Annotated in this window: 2 protein-coding genes; both read right to left on the reverse strand. The window is 62.1% G+C overall.

Translation table 11 applies throughout. From position 1 onward, the window contains the following. Positions 1 to 63: 63 nt before the first annotated feature. Positions 64 to 10,470, reverse strand: coding sequence for an amino acid adenylation domain-containing protein (locus GIW48_RS05605; protein WP_442963266.1), 10,407 nt, complete (start codon positions 10,468 to 10,470; stop codon positions 64 to 66). A 10-nt stretch (positions 10,471 to 10,480) separates the two neighbouring features. Beyond that, positions 10,481 to 18,262, reverse strand: coding sequence for a non-ribosomal peptide synthetase (locus tag GIW48_RS05610; RefSeq protein WP_329606090.1), 7,782 nt, complete (start codon positions 18,260 to 18,262; stop codon positions 10,481 to 10,483). Positions 18,263 to 18,264: the final 2 nt, after the last annotated feature.

Genomic DNA, 18,264 nt, shown 5'->3' on the forward strand with positions numbered 1-18,264 from the left:
AATAACACCGATAAAAAAACGCCCCTGGCCATCGGTCCAGGGGCGTTTCTTTTACACGGGGGGTTACTTCATCGCATCAGCAAAGCTCTGCACGAACGCGGCGTTATCGATGATTCGATCATGGGTAGAGTCGATCAGTACTGACTGCTCAATACACGGCCGGCCCATAACCTGCGCCATGCTTGCCTCAATTAACTGACGATGCTGCCCTGCCCGGCTCGCAGCGGCCCACCAGCAATTGATCGGTGCCTGGATCGGCTTGAAGTCGGCGTCCTTGAGACTCTGGCCAAGAGCACGGTCGAGTTCCCAGGAGATCTGCGCTTCGTCGCCCTCAAGCAAGCTGGCCTTGACCTCCACATAGGTCTCACCAAGTGCGCCTTCGGCCCACGTGCTGAACGCCTGCCATTGCTGCACCTCGTCTTCAGAGAGCGCCTGGCTTTGCAACCACGCCGCCTGAATCAACGCGCTCGACTGCGCAAACATCACCTGCAATAACTCGACACGCCGCTGATTAACCGGCACTTCACTGTCATCGGTCATCACCGCCGTGTCCCAATAGGCCTTGAGCCAGTGCGGCGGCGATGCATCGATCCAACCGACAACCTCGACCACACGCCCCGCCTGTTCCAACGCATACGCGACCTCCATGGCCAGGTTGCCACCCAGGGACCAACCGGCCAGGCGATAAGGGCCTTCGGGTACGGCATCGAGCAGTTGCGCGGTGTAGTCATCGACCATTGATTGCCAGTTGGGCACGTCACTGCCCTCCTCGACCAACGCCCGACTGATCACCCCCAGCACCGGCCGTTGTTCACGCAGTGCCAGGCCGATGGCCTTGTAGCAATGCACCGAACCAAAGCTTGGGTGGAACAGGAACAGTGGCGTGCCTTGGGTCTGGCTGTTGAGTTTGACGATCAGCGAGTGGCGGGTTTCGCCACCCAGGCAGGCCACCTGCCCCGCAATGGTCGGGTTAAGCATCAGTTGGCTGACCGACAGCGCTGTGCCGGTCGCCTTGCGGATGCGCTCCTTGAGCCTCAACACCAACAGCGAATGGCCACCCAGCTCAAAGAAATTGTCATTTAACCCGACGCGTTCAACCTCCAGGACCTCGGCCCAAATCGTCGCGAGGCGCTGCTCCAGCTGCGTCTGCGGCGCCTGATAGACGCGTTCTTGCGCGTGCGCATCAGGCTTGGGCAACGCCTTGCCGTCCAGCTTGCCATTCGGGCTCAGGGGCATTTGCGCCAGCAGCACCCATTGCGCCGGCACCATATAGTCCGGCAAGTGCGCCAACAGGTGTGCGCCCAGGGATTCACGCCAGGTTTCGCTCGGCGCCAGCAACACCAGATAGCCCACCAGGTGCTTGCCATCAACCACCTGGACCGAGGCTTCCTGCACCTGTGGATGTTCAAGAACACGCGCTTCAATCTCACCCAATTCAATGCGCAGGCCACGCAATTTGACCTGATGATCCAGGCGCCCAAGGTATTCGATAACCCCGTCGGCACGCTGACGCACGCGGTCGCCGGTACGATACAGGCGCGCTCCGGGCACGAACGGTGAAGCAACAAACCGTTCGGCGGTGAGCCCAGGGCGTCGATGATAACCGCGTGCCAAGCCGATACCGCCCAGGTACAACTCACCTGCCACACCCACAGCGGTCGCTTGCAGTTGTGCGTCCAGCACATAGGTGCACAGGTTGGCGATCGGCTGTCCAATGGGCACCGTGTCACGCCCTTCGTCGAAGCAGGTCCAGTGGGTCACGTCGATGGCGGCTTCGGTCGGGCCATACAGGTTGTACGACGCGGCTTGCGGCAACTTGCGCAATACCTGCTGTTGCGCATCCACCGGCAGCGCTTCGCCGCTGCACACAATGCGTTGCAAGGAGTGGCAGGAAACAACGGCCGGGTCTTGCAGGAAAGCCTGCAGCATCGACGGCACAAAGTGCAGCGTGGTGACCTGTTCGGTATTGATCAGCTCTACCAGCCTGGCCGGGTCGCGGTGATCACCCGGCGCAGCCACTACCAGGCGTGCGCCTGTCATCAGCGGCCAGAAGAACTCCCACACCGACACGTCGAAGCTGAACGGGGTCTTTTGCAGCACCGTGTCACGGGCGTTCAACCCGTAGGCTTCCTGCATCCAGCACAGGCGGTTGGTCAGCGCACAATGGCGGTTGCCCGCACCTTTGGGCTGGCCGGTGGAGCCGGAGGTGTAGATCACATAGGCGAGGTTTTCGCCCTCCAGCACAATACCTGGGTTCGCTTCGCTGTAGCCGTCAAAACCGGATTCACCCAGCACCAGGGTTTCCAGACCTTCCGGGATCGGCAACTGTTCGAGCAGATGCGCCTGGGTCAGCAGCAACTTCACGCCGCTGTCTTCCAGCATGTAGGCGAGTCGCTCGCGGGGGTATTCGGGGTCGAGCGGCACATACGCGCCACCAGCCTTGAGTACTGCCAACAGGCCGACGACCATGTCTATCGAACGCTCCACGGCCAGCCCCACCAACCTATCGGGGCCGACACCGGCGTCCATCAGGCGATGGGCCAGGCGGTTGGCCCGCCGATTAAGTTGGGTGTACGTCAAGCGCTGCCCGGTAAACACCAGCGCCTCGGCATCCGGCGTGAGTTCAACCTGCGCTTCAATCAACTGATGCACTGGCTGCTGCGGGTAGTCACGCGCGGTGGCGTTCCAGTCTTGCAGCGCGCTACGTTCCTCGGTGCCGTCCAACAGCGGCAACTGGCTGACGCGCTGCTGCGGGTCGTCGAGCATGCCTTGCAACAGATTTTGCCAGTGCCCCAGCATGCGCGTGAGCATGGCCGGTTCGAACAGGTCGGTCGCATAGGTCAGGGTGGCCCAGATACCCTGCGCGGTGGCCTGGGTGTCCAGGCTCAGGTCGAACTGCGCGGTCTGGCTACCCCAATCCAGGCCCTCTACCCGCAAATCGGGCAACTGACGGCCGCGGGTGGCCAACCCCGCCTCGCTCTGATGGTTGAACAACACCTGGAACAACGGGTTATGGCTCAGGCTGCGCTCCGGTTGCAAGGCTTCGACCAGTTGCTCGAAGGGCAGGTCCTGATGGCTCTGCGCATCCAGGCTGCGGTGTTTGGCCTGCTGCAACAGTTGGGTAACGGTGATCTGCTCGTCCACGTCGGCCTTGAGTACCTGCGTGTTGACAAAGAAGCCGACCAACCGCTCGACCTCAACCCGGTTGCGGTTGGCGATCGGCACCCCGACACGGATGTCGTGCTGGCCACTGTAGCGGTACAACAAACCCTGAAAAGACGCCAACAACAGCATGAACAATGTCACGCCCTCACGCTGCGCCAAAGCGTTAAGCCCTTCGGCGAGCGGCGTCGGCAACTCAAGCTCCAGGCTGGCACCGCGATAGCTTTGCACCGCCGGGCGCGCGTGCGCGGTGGGCAGCTCCAACACCGGTTGCTCGCCGCCCAGCAGCTCGCGCCAATACGCCAACTGACGCTCGCGCTCACCCGCCGCCATCCACTCGCGTTGCCAGTGTGCGTAATCGGCATATTGCAACGCCAGCGCCGGTAACTGCGCGACCTCGCCCTGGCGGTAGGCGCTATACAACTGCACCAGTTCGTCGACTATCACCTGCATCGACCAGCCATCGGAAACGATATGGTGCTGCACCAGCACCAGCACGTGCTCATCTTCGGCCAGGCGCAACAAGGTGACGCGCAGCAGCGGCCCTTGCTGCAGGTCGAAAGGCTTGGCAATTTCGGCTTCTACCTGCTGCTGCAGTGTCTGCTCAGTGGCATCGCCTCGCATGATGGACAACGGTTCGGCAGGCAAAACCACCTGCACCGTGCGCTCACCCTGCTGATTGATGCGAGTGCGCAAGCTTTCATGTCGCGCCACCAAGCGATCAAAGCTGCACTGCAAGGCATGCAGATCAAGGCGGCCGCTCAGGCGCAGAATGCTCGGGATGTGGTAAGCGGCGCTTTGCGGGTCCAGCTGCCAAAGAAACCACTGTCGCTCCTGGGCAAAGGACAGCACTAACGGCTGATCCCGCCCTATCGCCCGCATTGGCGGCGCCAAGTCCTCTTCAGCGGCGTCCAGTGCCAGCACAAAACCCTGCAGTTGCGGCTGCTCAAACAAGGTGCGCAGTGGCACGTCACGCTCAAGTAACTGGCGCACACGGGAAATCACCTGCATGGCCAGCAACGAGTGCCCACCCAACTCGAAGAAGTGGTCCGTCAGGCCAATGCGCACAGCGCCCAGCACTTGGGCCCAAATCGCCGCAACCTGCTGTTGCAATGGCGTAACCGGCTCAACCCACACACCTTGCGACTGCGCCGCGTCCGGCTGGGGCAAGCCCTTACGGTCGAGCTTGCCGTTGGGCGTCAACGGCATCTGGTCCAGGAACATGAAGTGCGCAGGCACCATATAGTCAGGCAGACGGGTTTTCAGGGCACGACGCAAGGCTTCGCGGAATGCGACCGGGTCGGCCACGGGCTCAGCGGGCACGACGTACGCCACCAACTGCTTGCCGCTCGGACTTTCCTGGGCCACGACGACCGTTTCACCAACCGCATCCTGCTCACGCAGGCGCGCCTCGATTTCACCCAGCTCAATACGGAAACCACGAATTTTCACCTGATGGTCGACACGGCCCAGATAATCCACCACGCCGTCCGCACGGCCACGGGTCAGGTCGCCGCTGCGGTAAACGCGGCTGCCGGGCTTGCCGAACGGGTCCGGCACAAAGCGTTCGGCGGTAAGCGCCGGGCGCTCCAGATAACCACGCGCCACGCCTTCGCCGCCGAGGTACAGCTCACCAGCCACGCCGATGGGTTGCAGGTTGAGTTGTGAGTCCAGCACGTAGCCGCTGCGGTTGCCCAACAGTGTGCCGATCGGCGCATAGACAGCGCCGCACGGATCGCCGCGACGGGCTTTCCACAGCAGCGGCGTGACCACGGTTTCGGTCGGGCCGTAGCCGTTGAACAAGTAGGTCGGTTTCAGTGCGCGCCACGCCAGGTCGTAACTGGCCTGCGCCACCGCATCGCCGCCGAAGCAGTACACGCGCACATTGGGCGGGTTGCCATCGCGCTCGGCATGCTCGGCCAGCTGTTGCAGGTACACCGGCGGGAACACGGCCATGGTCACGTGGTGACGGTGCATTTGCGCGTAGGTGTATTCCGGCAGCCACAGGCTGTCGTCGCGGATCAGTACGCTGGCGCCGTTGATCAGCGGGTGCATCCAGCCTTCATGGGAACCATCGAAGGCGAAGGACATGAAATGCAGTTCGCAATCGGCCGGGCCGGTTTCATAACGCTCCCCGGTGGCGATGATGTGCGCCACCAACGGTCCGTGGGAAACCGCCACGCCCTTGGGCATGCCGGTGGAGCCGGAGGTGTAGATCACGTAGGCGAGGTTGTCGCCGTCCAGATCGACCTGCGGCGCGGTATCGCTATAACCGGCCCAGTCTTCGGTGCGGTCAATGGCCAGGGTGTCCAGACCCTCGGCAAGCGGCAATTGCGGCAAGGCACTGCTGTGGCTCAGCAGCAATTTCGCACGGCTGTCTTGCATCATGTACAGCAAGCGGTCACGCGGGTATTCGATGTCCAGCGGCACATACACGCCACCGGCTTTCATCACCGCGAGGAACGCCACCATGATTTGCGCGCTGCGCGGCATGGCAATCGCCACCCGCACTTCCGGGCCGACGCCACGTGCGATCAGCGCATGGGCCAGGCGGTTGGCCTGGCTGTCCAGCTCGCCATAAGTCAGGGTTTGCGCCTCGAACTTGACCGCCACCGCATCCGGGTTTTCCCGGGCGCGATCGGCGAACAGTTCGTGTACCAGGCGCTCGGCCGGGAAACCGGCGTCGGCCTGGTTCCACAGCTGCAGGATGTGCTGCTGCTCGTCGCTGTCCAACAAGTGCAACTGGCCGATATTCTGTTGTTGATCGGCCACCATCGCCTGCAACAGGTTCTGCCAGTGGCGGGCCATCCGCTCAATGGTGACGGCTTCAAACAGGTCGGTGGCATAGCCCAGCGAGGCCCACAGCCCTTCTGTACTTTCATGCACATCCATGTCGAGATCAAAATGCGCGGTACGGCGTTCCCACTCCAGGCCTTCGATGCGCAAATCCGTCAGTGCTTGCGCCCCCAGGTGACCCTCACTCTGATAGTTGAACATCACCTGGAACAGCGGGTTCAGGCTCAGGCTACGCTCGGGTTGCAGGGCTTCGACCAATTGCTCGAACGGCAGGTCCTGATGGGCCTGGGCCTCCAGCGCACGCTGCTTGACCTGGGCCAACAACTCGGCAACCGTCATGTGCCCGTCGATATCGGCCTTGAGTACCTGAGTGTTGACGAAAAAGCCGATCAGACGCTCGGTTTCCACACGGTTGCGATTGGCGATCGGCACGCCTACGCGAATGTCTTGCTGGCCGCTGTAGCGGTGCAGCAACGTCTGGAACGAGGCCAGCAGTAACATGAACATCGTCACGCCCTGCGCCTGGGCCAGGGTTTTAAGACCTCGCGCCAGCTCGGCAGGTAACGGCACATCCAGGCGCGCGCCACGATGGCTTTGCTGCGCCGGGCGCTGATGGTCGAATGGCAACTCCAGCACGGGCTGCTCGCCACCGAGCAAGTCACGCCAGTAATCCAGCTGGCGGGACTTTTCACCCGCCTCCATCCACGTACGCTGCCACACGGCAAAGTCGGCGTACTGGATCGGCATCACCGGCAACTGCACAGCCTGGCCCTGGCTGAACGCGGCATAGAGCTGCACCAGTTCGTCGATCATGACTTGCATCGACCAACCGTCAGAAACGATGTGATGCTGCACCAGCACCAACACATGATCGTCCTGCGCCACACGCATTAAGGTCACGCGCAGCAACGGCCCGCGTTGCAGATTGAACGGGCGGGCGATTTCGGCTTCGACTTGCGCTTGCAGATCAGCTTCTTGCACGTCAACGCACTGGACAGGCAACACCACCTGCGCACGGATAACTTGCCGCGCCCCCTCCGCGTGCTGTTCGACGCAGGTGCGCAGGCTTTCATGGCGAGCGACCAACTCATCGAAACTGCGCTGCAACGCCGCCGTGTCCAGGCGCCCCCTGAGGCGCAAGGCACTGGGAATATGGTAGGCGGCGCTGTCCGGGGCCAGTTGCCAAAGGAACCACTGGCGCTCCTGGGCATAGGACAGTGGCAACGGCTGGTCACGACCGACCGCCACCAGTGCCGGAGCCTCCTCACCCAGGCCACCTTCCAGCGCGTGCAAAGCGCCAGCAAATCCTTCCAGGCGTGGCTGCTCGAACACCAGCTTGAGCGGTACTTCGCGCCCCAGCGTATGACGCAAGCGTGATACCACCTGCATGGCCAACAGCGAATGCCCGCCCATCTCAAAGAAGTGGTCGGTCAACCCTACCCGCTCGGCACCCAGGATTTGCGCCCATACGGCAGCGACCTGCTGCTCCAGCTCAGTCACCGGTGCCACCCATGCCTGCTGCGATTGGTTGGCGTCGGGTTTGGGCAGCGCGTGACGATCCAGCTTGCCGTTGGGGTTCAGCGGCATGCGGTCAAGGAAGATGATGTGGGTCGGCACCATATAATCCGGCAGTTGTTCGCGCAGCGTCAGCTTGAGGGTTGCGGCGTCTTGCTGCTCGGCAACCAGATAGGCGACCAATTGATTGTCGACGGCCAGCACCAGTGTTTCGCGCACGCAGGGCTGAGCCAACAACAGCGCCTCGATTTCACCCAGCTCGATACGAAAACCGCGGATCTTGACTTGATGATCGACCCGCCCGACATACTCGATGACGCCATCGGCGCGATAGCGTGCCAGGTCACCGGTGCGATACAGGCGCTCGCCGATTTCGCCATACGGGTCCGGCACAAAGCGCTCAGCCGTGAGCAGCGCGCGGTTCAAATAGGCGCGCGCCAAACCGCAGCGGCTGCCGATGTACAACTCGCCCACCGCCCCCAACGGCGTCAGGTTCAAGTCACGGTCCAGCACGTAAAGGGCGCGCCCTGGCAAGGAACGGCCAATCGGGCTGGCGGTGGCACCGACGATTTCAGCAGCCGCTGAGCAGTCCAGCACACTCGACACCACGGTCGCCTCTGTGGGGCCATAGGTATTGAGCAAGCGTACATGGCCAAGACCGGCTTTCACCCACTGCGCCGGGCCGTCCAGTGGCATGGCTTCGCCACCGATGTGCACCTGGCGAAGCGCGCCATAGGATCGAGGCCCCGCCGCCAGGCAATCGAGCAGGAACAGGTTCCAGTAAGCGGTCGGCAAGTCGGCCAGCGTGATGCCTTGGGCGATGATTTCGTCGTACAGTCGAGCGCTGTCCCACAGCTGCGGCCCGCGCAGGACCACCGTCGCTCCATGGATCAGCGCCGGGTAGAGCTGCTCGACAAAACCGTCGAAATTCAAGGTAGCGAATTGCAGTACGCGATCATTCTGGGTCAGGCGCGAATAGTCGGCGGCTATCCGAGAAAACTCGGTAAGCGCCGCATGATCGATGGCCACACCTTTGGGCTTGCCGGTGGAACCGGAGGTGTAGATCACGTAAGCCAGGTTGTGTTTGTCGACCTTGACCAGCGGGTTGCTCTCGCCGTAGTGGGCCAGCCCCGAATCCGCCACATCCAGCGTCGCCATGCCTTCGGGCAGCGGCATCGGCACATGGGATTGCGTCAGCACCACACGCACGCCGCTGTCCTCAAGCATGTGCAGCAAGCGTTCACGCGGGTATTGCGGGTCCAGCGGCACATAGGCGCCGCCCGCCTTAAGCACGGCCAACAAGCCAACCACCATCTCGAACGAGCGCTCGACTGCCACACCCACCCGCACTTCCGGGCCGACACCGCGCTCAATCAGCGCATGTGCCAGGCGATTGGCCTGGCGATTCAACTCGGCATAGCTGATGGTGTGTTCGTCCAGGCACAGCGCAACTGCCTCCGGGCGCTGCTGCACCTGGACCTCGAACAACCCGTGAACGCCTGCCGCCGCCTCGAACACGGGGCCACCCTGGTTCCAGGCGTACAGCAAATCACGCTGTTCTGCATCGATCAGCATGGCCAACTGGGCCACACGGGTGTCCGCACGCCCGACAATAGCGCGCAGCAAACGCTGCCAATGCTCGGCCATGCGCTGCACAGTGGGCGCTTCAAACAGGTCCGTGGCGTAGGTCAGCGAAGCCCGGATACCTTGCGGAGATTCTTGAGTATCCAGGCTAAGGTCAAACTGTGCGCTCTGACTGTCCCACTCCAGCGCCTCAAGTGCCAGGCCCGGCAATTGCAGCTCGCCCCGCAACTTATGGGCTTCGGTCTGATGGTTGAACATCACCTGAAACAACGGGTTATGGCTCAGGCTGCGCTCCGGTTGCAGCGCCTCGACAAGCTGCTCGAATGGCAGATCCTGATGGCTCTGGGCTTCGAGTGCGCGCTGCTTGACCTGGGTCAGCAACTGGCTAAAGGGCATCTGCCCGTCGATATCAGCCTTGAACACCTGGGTATTGACGAAGAAGCCGATAAGGCGCTCGGTTTCTGCGCGATTACGGTTGGCGATCGGCACACCGACGCGGATATCCGACTGCCCGCTGTAGCGATACAACAGCGTCTGGAAGGACGCCAGCAACAGCATGAACAACGTCACACCTTCGCGTTGAGCCAGCGCCTTGAGGCTGCTGACCAACACCGCGTCCAGGTCCATGTCCAGACGCGCGCCGCGATAGCTTTGCACCGGCGGGCGCGGATGATCCAGGGGCAACTCCAATACCGGTTGCTCACCGCCCAACCGCTCAACCCAATAACCCAACTGGCGCTCTTTTTCGCCGGCTTCCATCCAACTGCGCTGCCACAAGGCATAGTCGGGGTATTGAACCGGCAACTCAGGCAAACGCACATCCTGGCCCTGGCTGTAGCCCACGTACAACTGCACCAGCTCATCGACCATGACCTGCATCGACCAGCCGTCGGAGACAATGTGGTGAAGCACCAGCACCAGCACATGCTCATCCGGTGCCAGCTGCAGTAACTTCACCCGCAACAGCGGGCCTTGTTGCAGATCGAAGGGTTTGGCGACTTCGGCTTGCACTTGAGCTTCGAGTTGCGTGCGATCACCCACACCCTCAGCGATCTCAAGGTGCAGTTCAGGCTTCACCACCTGTAATACCTGATCGACGTCTTGATGCAGGCAGGTGCGCAAACTTTCGTGACGGGCAATCAAGGCATCAAAGCTGCGCTGCAAGGCCGATCGATCAAGTCGACCTTTCAACCGCAACGCACGTGGCAAATGGTAGGCAGGGCTCTGCGGCTCCAACTGCCACAAAAACCACTGCCGCTCCTGGGCATAAGAGAGTCGCAGCGGCTCGCCTTCCTGACGCTTGAAAACCGGGGCAATCTCAAACAGGTTGATGCCTTGCTGCTTGAGCATTACCGCCAACGCTTTCTTTTGTTGCGCAGAAAGTGAACCTACCGACTCGATTAATGCTTGCACGCCACGCCCCTCAGGAAATCAATTTATCCAAATCTTCTGCTGATAGACGTTTGAGGGCCTCCAAGGATTTAGCCAATGCGTCCTGCACCGGTGAATTATTTGTTTGCCGGGTGGCGACATAGGCACTGAAATCCGCCAGGGTCGGGGTGGTGAAGATCGATTTGACGTCGAATTCGGCGTGCAACTGCTCGCGCAGGCGCACCACCACTTGGGTCGCCAACAGGGAATGCCCGCCCAACTCGAAGAAGTTGTCGTTCAGGCCCACCCGTTGCACGTCGAGCACTTCGGCCCAGATTGCGGCGATCTGTTGTTCCAGGTCGCTGCCCGGCGCCACGTATTCGCGCGTCTGCAGGTTGGCGTCGGCTTTGGGCAACGCCTTGCGGTCGAGCTTGCCGTTGGGGCTCAGGGGCATCTGTTCCAGCAGCATCCATAGCGCGGGCACCATGTAGTCCGGCAGGTTTTGGGCCAAGTGCGCGCTCACTACGTCGCGCCAGTCGTCGGCGGCGTTTTGCAACACCAGGTAGCCCACCAGGTATTTGCCGTCGACGGCCAGCACCGCGGCTTCACGCACCCACTCGTGTTCGAGCAGGCGCGCTTCGATTTCACCCAACTCGATACGCAAGCCACGCAACTTGACTTGATGGTCGATACGCCCGGCGTACTCGATCACGCCGTCGTCGCGATAGCGCGCCAGGTCGCCGGTGCGATACAGGCGCTCACCGTCGATAAAGGGGTTGGCAATGAAGCGCTCGGCGGTCAATGCCGGGCGGCGATGGTAACCCCGGGCCAGGCCGACACCGCCCAGGTACAGCTCGCCCAACACGCCCACCGGCGCCGGCTCAAAGTTGCCGTCGAGGATGTAGCAGCCCAGGTTGGCAATCGGGCGACCAATCGGCACCGCATCGCGACCTTCATCAATGCAGGTCCAGTGGGTCACGTCGATGGCGGCCTCGGTCGGACCGTAAAGGTTATACAACCCGGCTTGCGGTAGTTTGGCGAAGACCTGCTGTTGCGCATCCACCGGCAACGCTTCGCCGCTGCACACAATGCGGTGCAAGGTGTGGCAGGTCGCGACGGTCGGGTCTTGCAGGAATGCCTGCAACATCGAGGGTACAAAGTGCAGCGTGGTGACCTGTTCGGCATTGATCAGGCTGACCAGCCTGGCCGGATCACGGTGATCGCCGGGCGCAGCAACGACCAGGCGTGCGCCGGTCATCAGTGGCCAGAAGAACTCCCACACCGACACATCAAAGCTGAACGGGGTCTTTTGCAGCACGCTGTCGCTGACATCCAGGCCGTAGGCTTCCTGCATCCATTGCAGGCGGTTGGTCAGGGCCGCATGACGATTGCCGGCGCCTTTGGGCTGGCCGGTGGAACCGGAGGTGTAGATCACGTAGGCGAGGTTTTCGCCGTCCAGAGCAATATCCGGATTATCTGCGCTAAAGTCTTCGAATCCAGTCTCGCCAAGTACCAGCGTTTCCAGGCCGTGTGGAATCGGCAACTGACCGAGTAGATGCGCCTGAGTGAGCAGCAGCTTCACGCCACTGTCTTCAAGCATGTAGGCCAGGCGCTCACGCGGATACTCCGGGTCCAGCGGCACGTATGCGCCACCAGCCTTGAGCACCGCCAGCAGGCCGATCACCATCTCGATGGAGCGCTCCACCGCCAGCCCCACCAGCGTGTCCGGCCCCACGCCCGCCTCGATCAGACGATGGGCCAGGCGATTGGCGCGGCGGTTGAGCTCGGCGTAATTCAAGCGCTGCTCGCCAAACACCAGTGCCGGTGCCTCTGGCGTGAGCGCAACCTGCGCTTCAATCAGTTGATGCACCGTTTGCTGCAACGGGTAATCGCGGGATGTGGCGTTCCAGTCCTCAATCACCTGCTGGCGCTCAGTGGCGTCGAGCATCGCCAGCTCACCCAGGCGTTGCTGCCCGCCCTCAAGCATCGCTTGCAGCAGGTTGACCAGATGCCGGCCGTAACCTTGCACCGTATTTTCGTGGAAATGCGCGCGGGCAAAGCTGAACTGCACCGACAGCGTTTCGCCCAGATCCACCAGCACCGTCAGCGGGAAGTTGGTTTGTTCATGGGCATGGGGCTCGCCAAACCGAATGCCGCTGCCGCCGCTTTGCGCCAGGGCTTTGGACACCGGGTAGTTTTCGAACACCAGGATATTGTCGAACAAGGCTTCACCGCCCTGCCCGGCCCAGCGCTGAATGTCATACAGGCCAGTGTGTTCATGCTCACGCAAGGCCAGGTTTTGCGCCTGCACGGCTTGCAACCAGTCGGCCACTGACACCTGCCCCTCGACCGCGCAGATCACCGGCAAGGTGTTGATGAACAGACCGATCTGCTGCTCAACGCCCGCAAGCTCCGCCGGGCGACCGGCCACGGTAGCACCGAAGGCCACTACCGCCTGGCCGCTGTGACGCTGCAACAGAATCAGCCACGCCGCCTGGATCAAAGTATTGAGCGTGACTTTGTGGCTTCGGGCGAACGACTCAAGTTGAGTCGTGAGTGTGCGATCAAGCGCCAGTTGATACTCGCCATGCCCTTGCACCGCCATCGGTTGACTGCTGCCCAGCCGTGTCGGGGTTTGCAATGCACTCAATTGCTCACGCCAGAAGGCTTCGGTCGCAGCGGCATCACGCTGTTGCAGCCAACCGATGTAATCGCGATAGCGCCCGGCCGCTTCCGGCACTGCCACAGCGGCATAGCGTTGCAGCACTTCGCCGAACAGCCGCGAATTGCTCCAGCCGTCCATCAGGATGTGATGGCTGGTGTAGATCAACTCGTAGCACTGCTCATCGGTGCGCACCAGTACCAGCCGCACCAGTGGCGCCTTGGCCAGGTCAAAACCCTGGCGGCGCTGGGCCTGTTGCAGGTTGTGCAGTTCCAGTTCGCGCTCCGGCATGGCGCGCCAGTCCAGAACCTGAATCGGCAGCCGCGCTTCGCGGTATACCACCTGGCATGGCCATTCCAGCTGGCCTTCCCAGAAGAACCCGCTGCGCAGCACATCATGGGCCTGCACCGTGGCATCCCAGGCGTGCTGGAAGCGCGCCACATCCAGGCCTTGCGCCGTCACGCGAATCTGGTTGATGTAGTCGCCCGCCGTCTGCTCATAGAGGGTGTGAAAGAGCATGCCCTGCTGCATGGGCGACAAGGTGTAGATGTCTTCTACGGCATCGAACGCCAGCGGCAACGACTCCAGCTGCGATTGGTTCAAGCGCGATAACGGGAAATCCGAGGCGGTCACACCGCCATTGCCGGGCGTGCAGCAATGTTCTATCAGCGCGTTGAGTTCGCGGGTGTAAGCCGCGCTCAGCGTTTCGATCACCGCGGGGTCGAACATCAGCGGGCTGAACGTCCAGCCCAGTTGCAGTTCGCCGCCATAGACTTGGCCGTTGAGCGTCAGCCAGTTACCCAGCGGCGCATCCGGGCTTTGTTCGGCACCGGCACTTTCTGCGGCGGGCGCGAACAGGGTGTCCGGTTGGTCGAAACTGCCGTCAACCTGGCCCAGGTAGTTGAAGGTGATGCGCGGCGCTGGCAAAGCACTGAACGCCTCACGTGTGGCGTCATCGCCCAGGTAACGCAAAGCGCCAAAACCCAAGCCTTTATGCGGCACGCTGCGCAATTGCTCCTTGATCTGTTTGATCGAAACCGCCAGGGACACGTCGGGGGTCAGGCGCACCGGAAACAGGCTGGTGAACCAGCCCAGGGTGCGCGTCAGGTCAATGTCGTCAAACAGGTCTTCACGGCCATGGCCCTCCAGCTGGATCAGGCTCGAGGCGTGACCCGTCCACTGGCAGATCACCCGAGCCAGGGCCGTGAGCAGCAGGTCGTTGATCTGAGTGCGGTAGGCCGTCGGCGCCTGTTGCAGCAATTGCCGGGTGCGTTCGGCATCCAGTTGGCTGACCACAGTCTCAGCCAGTCGCCCGGGACGCGCGCCTTGCGGGTCACGGCACGGCAAGTCGGTGGCCGCACCTTGCAGCTGTTGCAGCCAAAAGGCTTGCTCGGACGCCATCGCAGCGCTACGGGCGTGGGCTTGCAAGCGCCCGGCCCAGGCTTTGAATGAAGAGGTCTTGGCCGGCAATTTTTGGTCGCGATACAGCGCTTGCAGGTCTTCAAGGAACACCCGCCAGGACACGCCGTCCACCACCAAGTGGTGCATCACCAGCAACAGGCGCTGGGAACCGTCTGCCAGCTCGACCAGTACCGCACGCAGCAATGGCCCCTGTTGCAGGTCGAGGCTGCGCTGGGCTTTTTCGCAGAGCGCGGTCAACTCGCTGGCATCTGCCACCTTGGCTTGCCACAGTACCTGTGTGCCAGCCGCAGCATGCTCGGCTTGCCAACCCTCAAGGTGCTGGCTGAAGCGCAAACGCAGCACATCGTGGTGAGCAATCTGGCCCTGCAACGCGGCTTCCAGACGATCGCCCTGAAGCGCTTGGCGTGGCGTCAGCAAGAAGGACTGGTTCCAGTGATGCGGGTCCGGCAGCTGCATCTCGAAGAACAACTGCTGGAACGGCAGCAACGGCGTCTCACCCTGCACCGAACCTTGGTCGATCACCCGCGCGGTTTGCAACTGCGCCACCCGCGCGAGGCTGCGCACGGTTTGATGCTGGAACAACGCCTTGGCGGTGAAATGAATACCGGCGGCACGTGCGCGACTGACCACCTGAATCGAGATGATCGAGTCACCGCCGCGCTCAAAGAAATTGTCATTCAACCCCACCTGCTCGATGCCCAGCACGTCGGCCCAGATGGCGGCGATCTGCTGCTCCAGCGCGCTTTGCGGGGCTTCATATTGCTGCGTGGCTTCGGGCTTTGGCAGCGCCTTGCGGTCAAGCTTGCCGTTGGGGCTCAGCGGCATCTGCTCCAGCAGCATCCATTGTGCGGGCACCATGTAATCCGGCAGTGTTTCGGCAAGATGAGCGCCGAGCACATCGCGCCAATCATCCGCTGCGTTTTGCAGCACCAGGTAGCCCACCAGGTATTGACTGTCCGGTGCCAACACGGCCGCTTCGCGGACGTAATCGTGTTCCAGTAAACGCGCTTCGATTTCGCCCAATTCGATACGTAGGCCACGCAACTTGACCTGATGATCGGCACGCCCGGCATATTCAATCACGCCGTCTGCGCGATACCGCGCCAGGTCGCCGCTGCGGTACAGACGCTCACCGCTGACAAAGGGATGGGCGATAAAACGCTCGGCGGTCAATGCCGGACGTCGGTGATAACCACGGGCCAGGCCGAGACCGCCCAGGTAAAGCTCGCCCAGCACGCCAATCGGTACCGGTTCGAAATGGCTGTCGAGGATGTAGCAGCCCAGATTGGCAATCGGGCGACCAATCGGCACGGCGTCACGCCCTTCATCGACACAGGTCCAGTGGGTCACGTCGATGGCGGCTTCGGTTGGACCGTAGAGGTTATAGAGCCCGGCTTGCGGCAGTTTGGCCATGACTTGCTGTTGCGCATCCACCGGCAGCGCCTCGCCGCTGCACACGATGCGCTGCACGCTGTGGCAGGTCGAAACCGCCGGGTCTTGCAGGAACGCCTGCAACATCGAGGGTACAAAGTGCAGCGTGGTGATCTGTTCGGCAGTGATCAGGCTGACCAACCGGGCCGGATCACGGTGATCGCCCGGTGCTGCAACGACCAGGCGCGCGCCGGTTATCAGTGGCCAGAAGAACTCCCACACCGACACGTCGAAGCTGAACGGGGTCTTTTGCAGCACGCTGTCGCTGGCGCCCAGGCCATAGGCTTGCTGCATCCATTGCAGGCGATTGAGCAGCGCCGAATGGCGGTTGCCGGCGCCTTTGGGTTGGCCGGTGGAACCGGAGGTGTAGATCACGTAGGCGAGGTTTTCGCCGTCCAGCGCGATATCCGGGTTTGCGGCGCTGTAGCTGTCGAAGCCGGTCTCACCCAGCACCAGGGTTTCCAATCCTTGTGGGATCGGCAACTGTTCGAGCAAATGCGCCTGAGTCAGCAGCAGCTTCACGCCGCTGTCTTCAAGCATGTAGGCCAGGCGCTCACGCGGGTATTCCGGGTCCAGCGGCACATACGCGCCACCGGCCTTGAGCACCGCCAATAGCCCCACCACCATCTCGATGGAGCGCTCCACCGCCAGCCCCACCAGCGCATCCGGGCCAACGCCGGCCTCGATCAAACGATGGGCCAGGCGATTGGCGCGGCGGTTCAGTTCAGCGTAACTCAGCGAAACGTCACCAAAACGCAATGCCGGTGCATCCTGTTGCGCCAGCACCTGCGCTTCAATCAACTGATGCACCCACTGGCCTTGCGGGTAGGCGCGCTCGGTGGCATTCCACTGGTAGAGGAGTTGTTGGCGCTCCGTGGCGTCCAGCGTCGCCAGGTCCTGCAAGGCCATTGCAGGGTTGGCCACGGCGGCGCGCAACAGGTTCAGCCAATGGCCCAGCATGCGCGAGGCGGTCGCCGTGTTGAACAAGTCGGTGGCATAGGTCAGGGAGGCCCAGAGGCCGTCGCCGGTTTCCTGGGTATCCAGGCTCAGGTCAAACTGGGCGCTTTGGGTTTCCAGTTCGAGGCTGGCCACACGCAGGCCCGGCAGTTGCTGCTCTGCGGATGGGGTCTTGGCCTGGTGATTGAACATCACCTGAAACAGCGGGTTATGGCTAAGGCTGCGTTCGGGTTGCAGCGCTTCGACCAGTTGCTCGAAGGGCAAATCCTGATGGGCCTGGGCTTCCAACGCGCGGCGCTTGGTGTGTTGCAGCAGCTGGGCGAAGGTCATCTGGCCGTCGAGATCGGCCTTGAGCACCTGCGTGTTGACGAAAAAGCCGATCAGCGATTCGGTCTCGACGCGGTTGCGATTGGCGATCGGCACGCCGACGCGAATGTCCGACTGCCCGCTGTAGCGATACAGAAATACCTGAAACGACGCCAACAGCAGCATGAATAGCGTCACCCCTTCGCGCTGAGCCAAGGCCTTGAGACCGGCGACCAGGGCGGGTTCCAGGGCAATGTCCTGGCGTGCGCCAAGGAAACTCTGCTGTGCCGGGCGCGGGTGATCGAGCGACAGTTCCAGCACCGGCTGCGTGCCACTGAGCAGCTCACGCCAGTAATCCAGTTGACGGGCCTTCTCCCCCGCCTCCATCCAGCGGCGTTGCCACAACGCGTAATCGGCATACTGGATCGGCAGCGGTGCCAACGTGCACGCCTGGCCCTGGCTGTAGGCGGCATAAAGCTGCATCAGCTCTTGCACCATCACGCCCATCGACCAACCGTCAGAGACGATATGGTGCTGAACCAGCACCAGCACATGCTCTTCTTCGCTTAGGCCGAACAAGCTGACCCGCAATAACGGACCTTGCTGCAAATCGAAAGGTCGGGCGATTTCAGCTTCGACGCTTGCTTTTAGCCCGGCCTCGTCGGCTGAGTGTTCAGCGATCTCGATCACAGCCTGGGCCAATACTTGCTGGGCACGCTGCTCGCCCTCCAGGTGCAAACGGGTGCGCAGGCTTTCATGGCGTGTCACCAGCGTGTCGAAGCTGCGCTGCAGCGCGGCCTTGTCCAGGCGCCCGCTCAGGCGCAAGGCGCCGGGGACGTGATAGGCCGCGCTGTCCGGGTCCAGTTGCCAGAGAAACCACTGGCGCTCCTGGGCATAAGACAGCGGTGCGTGCTGGCCGTCCTCGCGAATCGAGGCGATCGGCAGTTGCGCGAAACTCATGCCACGGCTTTGCAGGCGTTGGTAGAACTGTTGACGCTGTTCCAGAGGCAGGCGAAGAAAGCGCGAAACCAGATCGATATTAGGGTTGGAAAGCATGG

This window comes from Pseudomonas sp. PA-6-3C (assembly GCF_021605825.1).
In the GTDB taxonomy this organism is placed as follows: domain Bacteria; phylum Pseudomonadota; class Gammaproteobacteria; order Pseudomonadales; family Pseudomonadaceae; genus Aquipseudomonas; species Aquipseudomonas edaphica.

What these genes read in the sequence shown, in the direction of transcription:
- GIW48_RS05610 (WP_329606090.1), bottom strand. Translation starts at nt 18,262, where the DNA reads ATGCTTTCCAACCCTAATATCGATCTGGTTTCGCGCTTTCTTCGCCTG.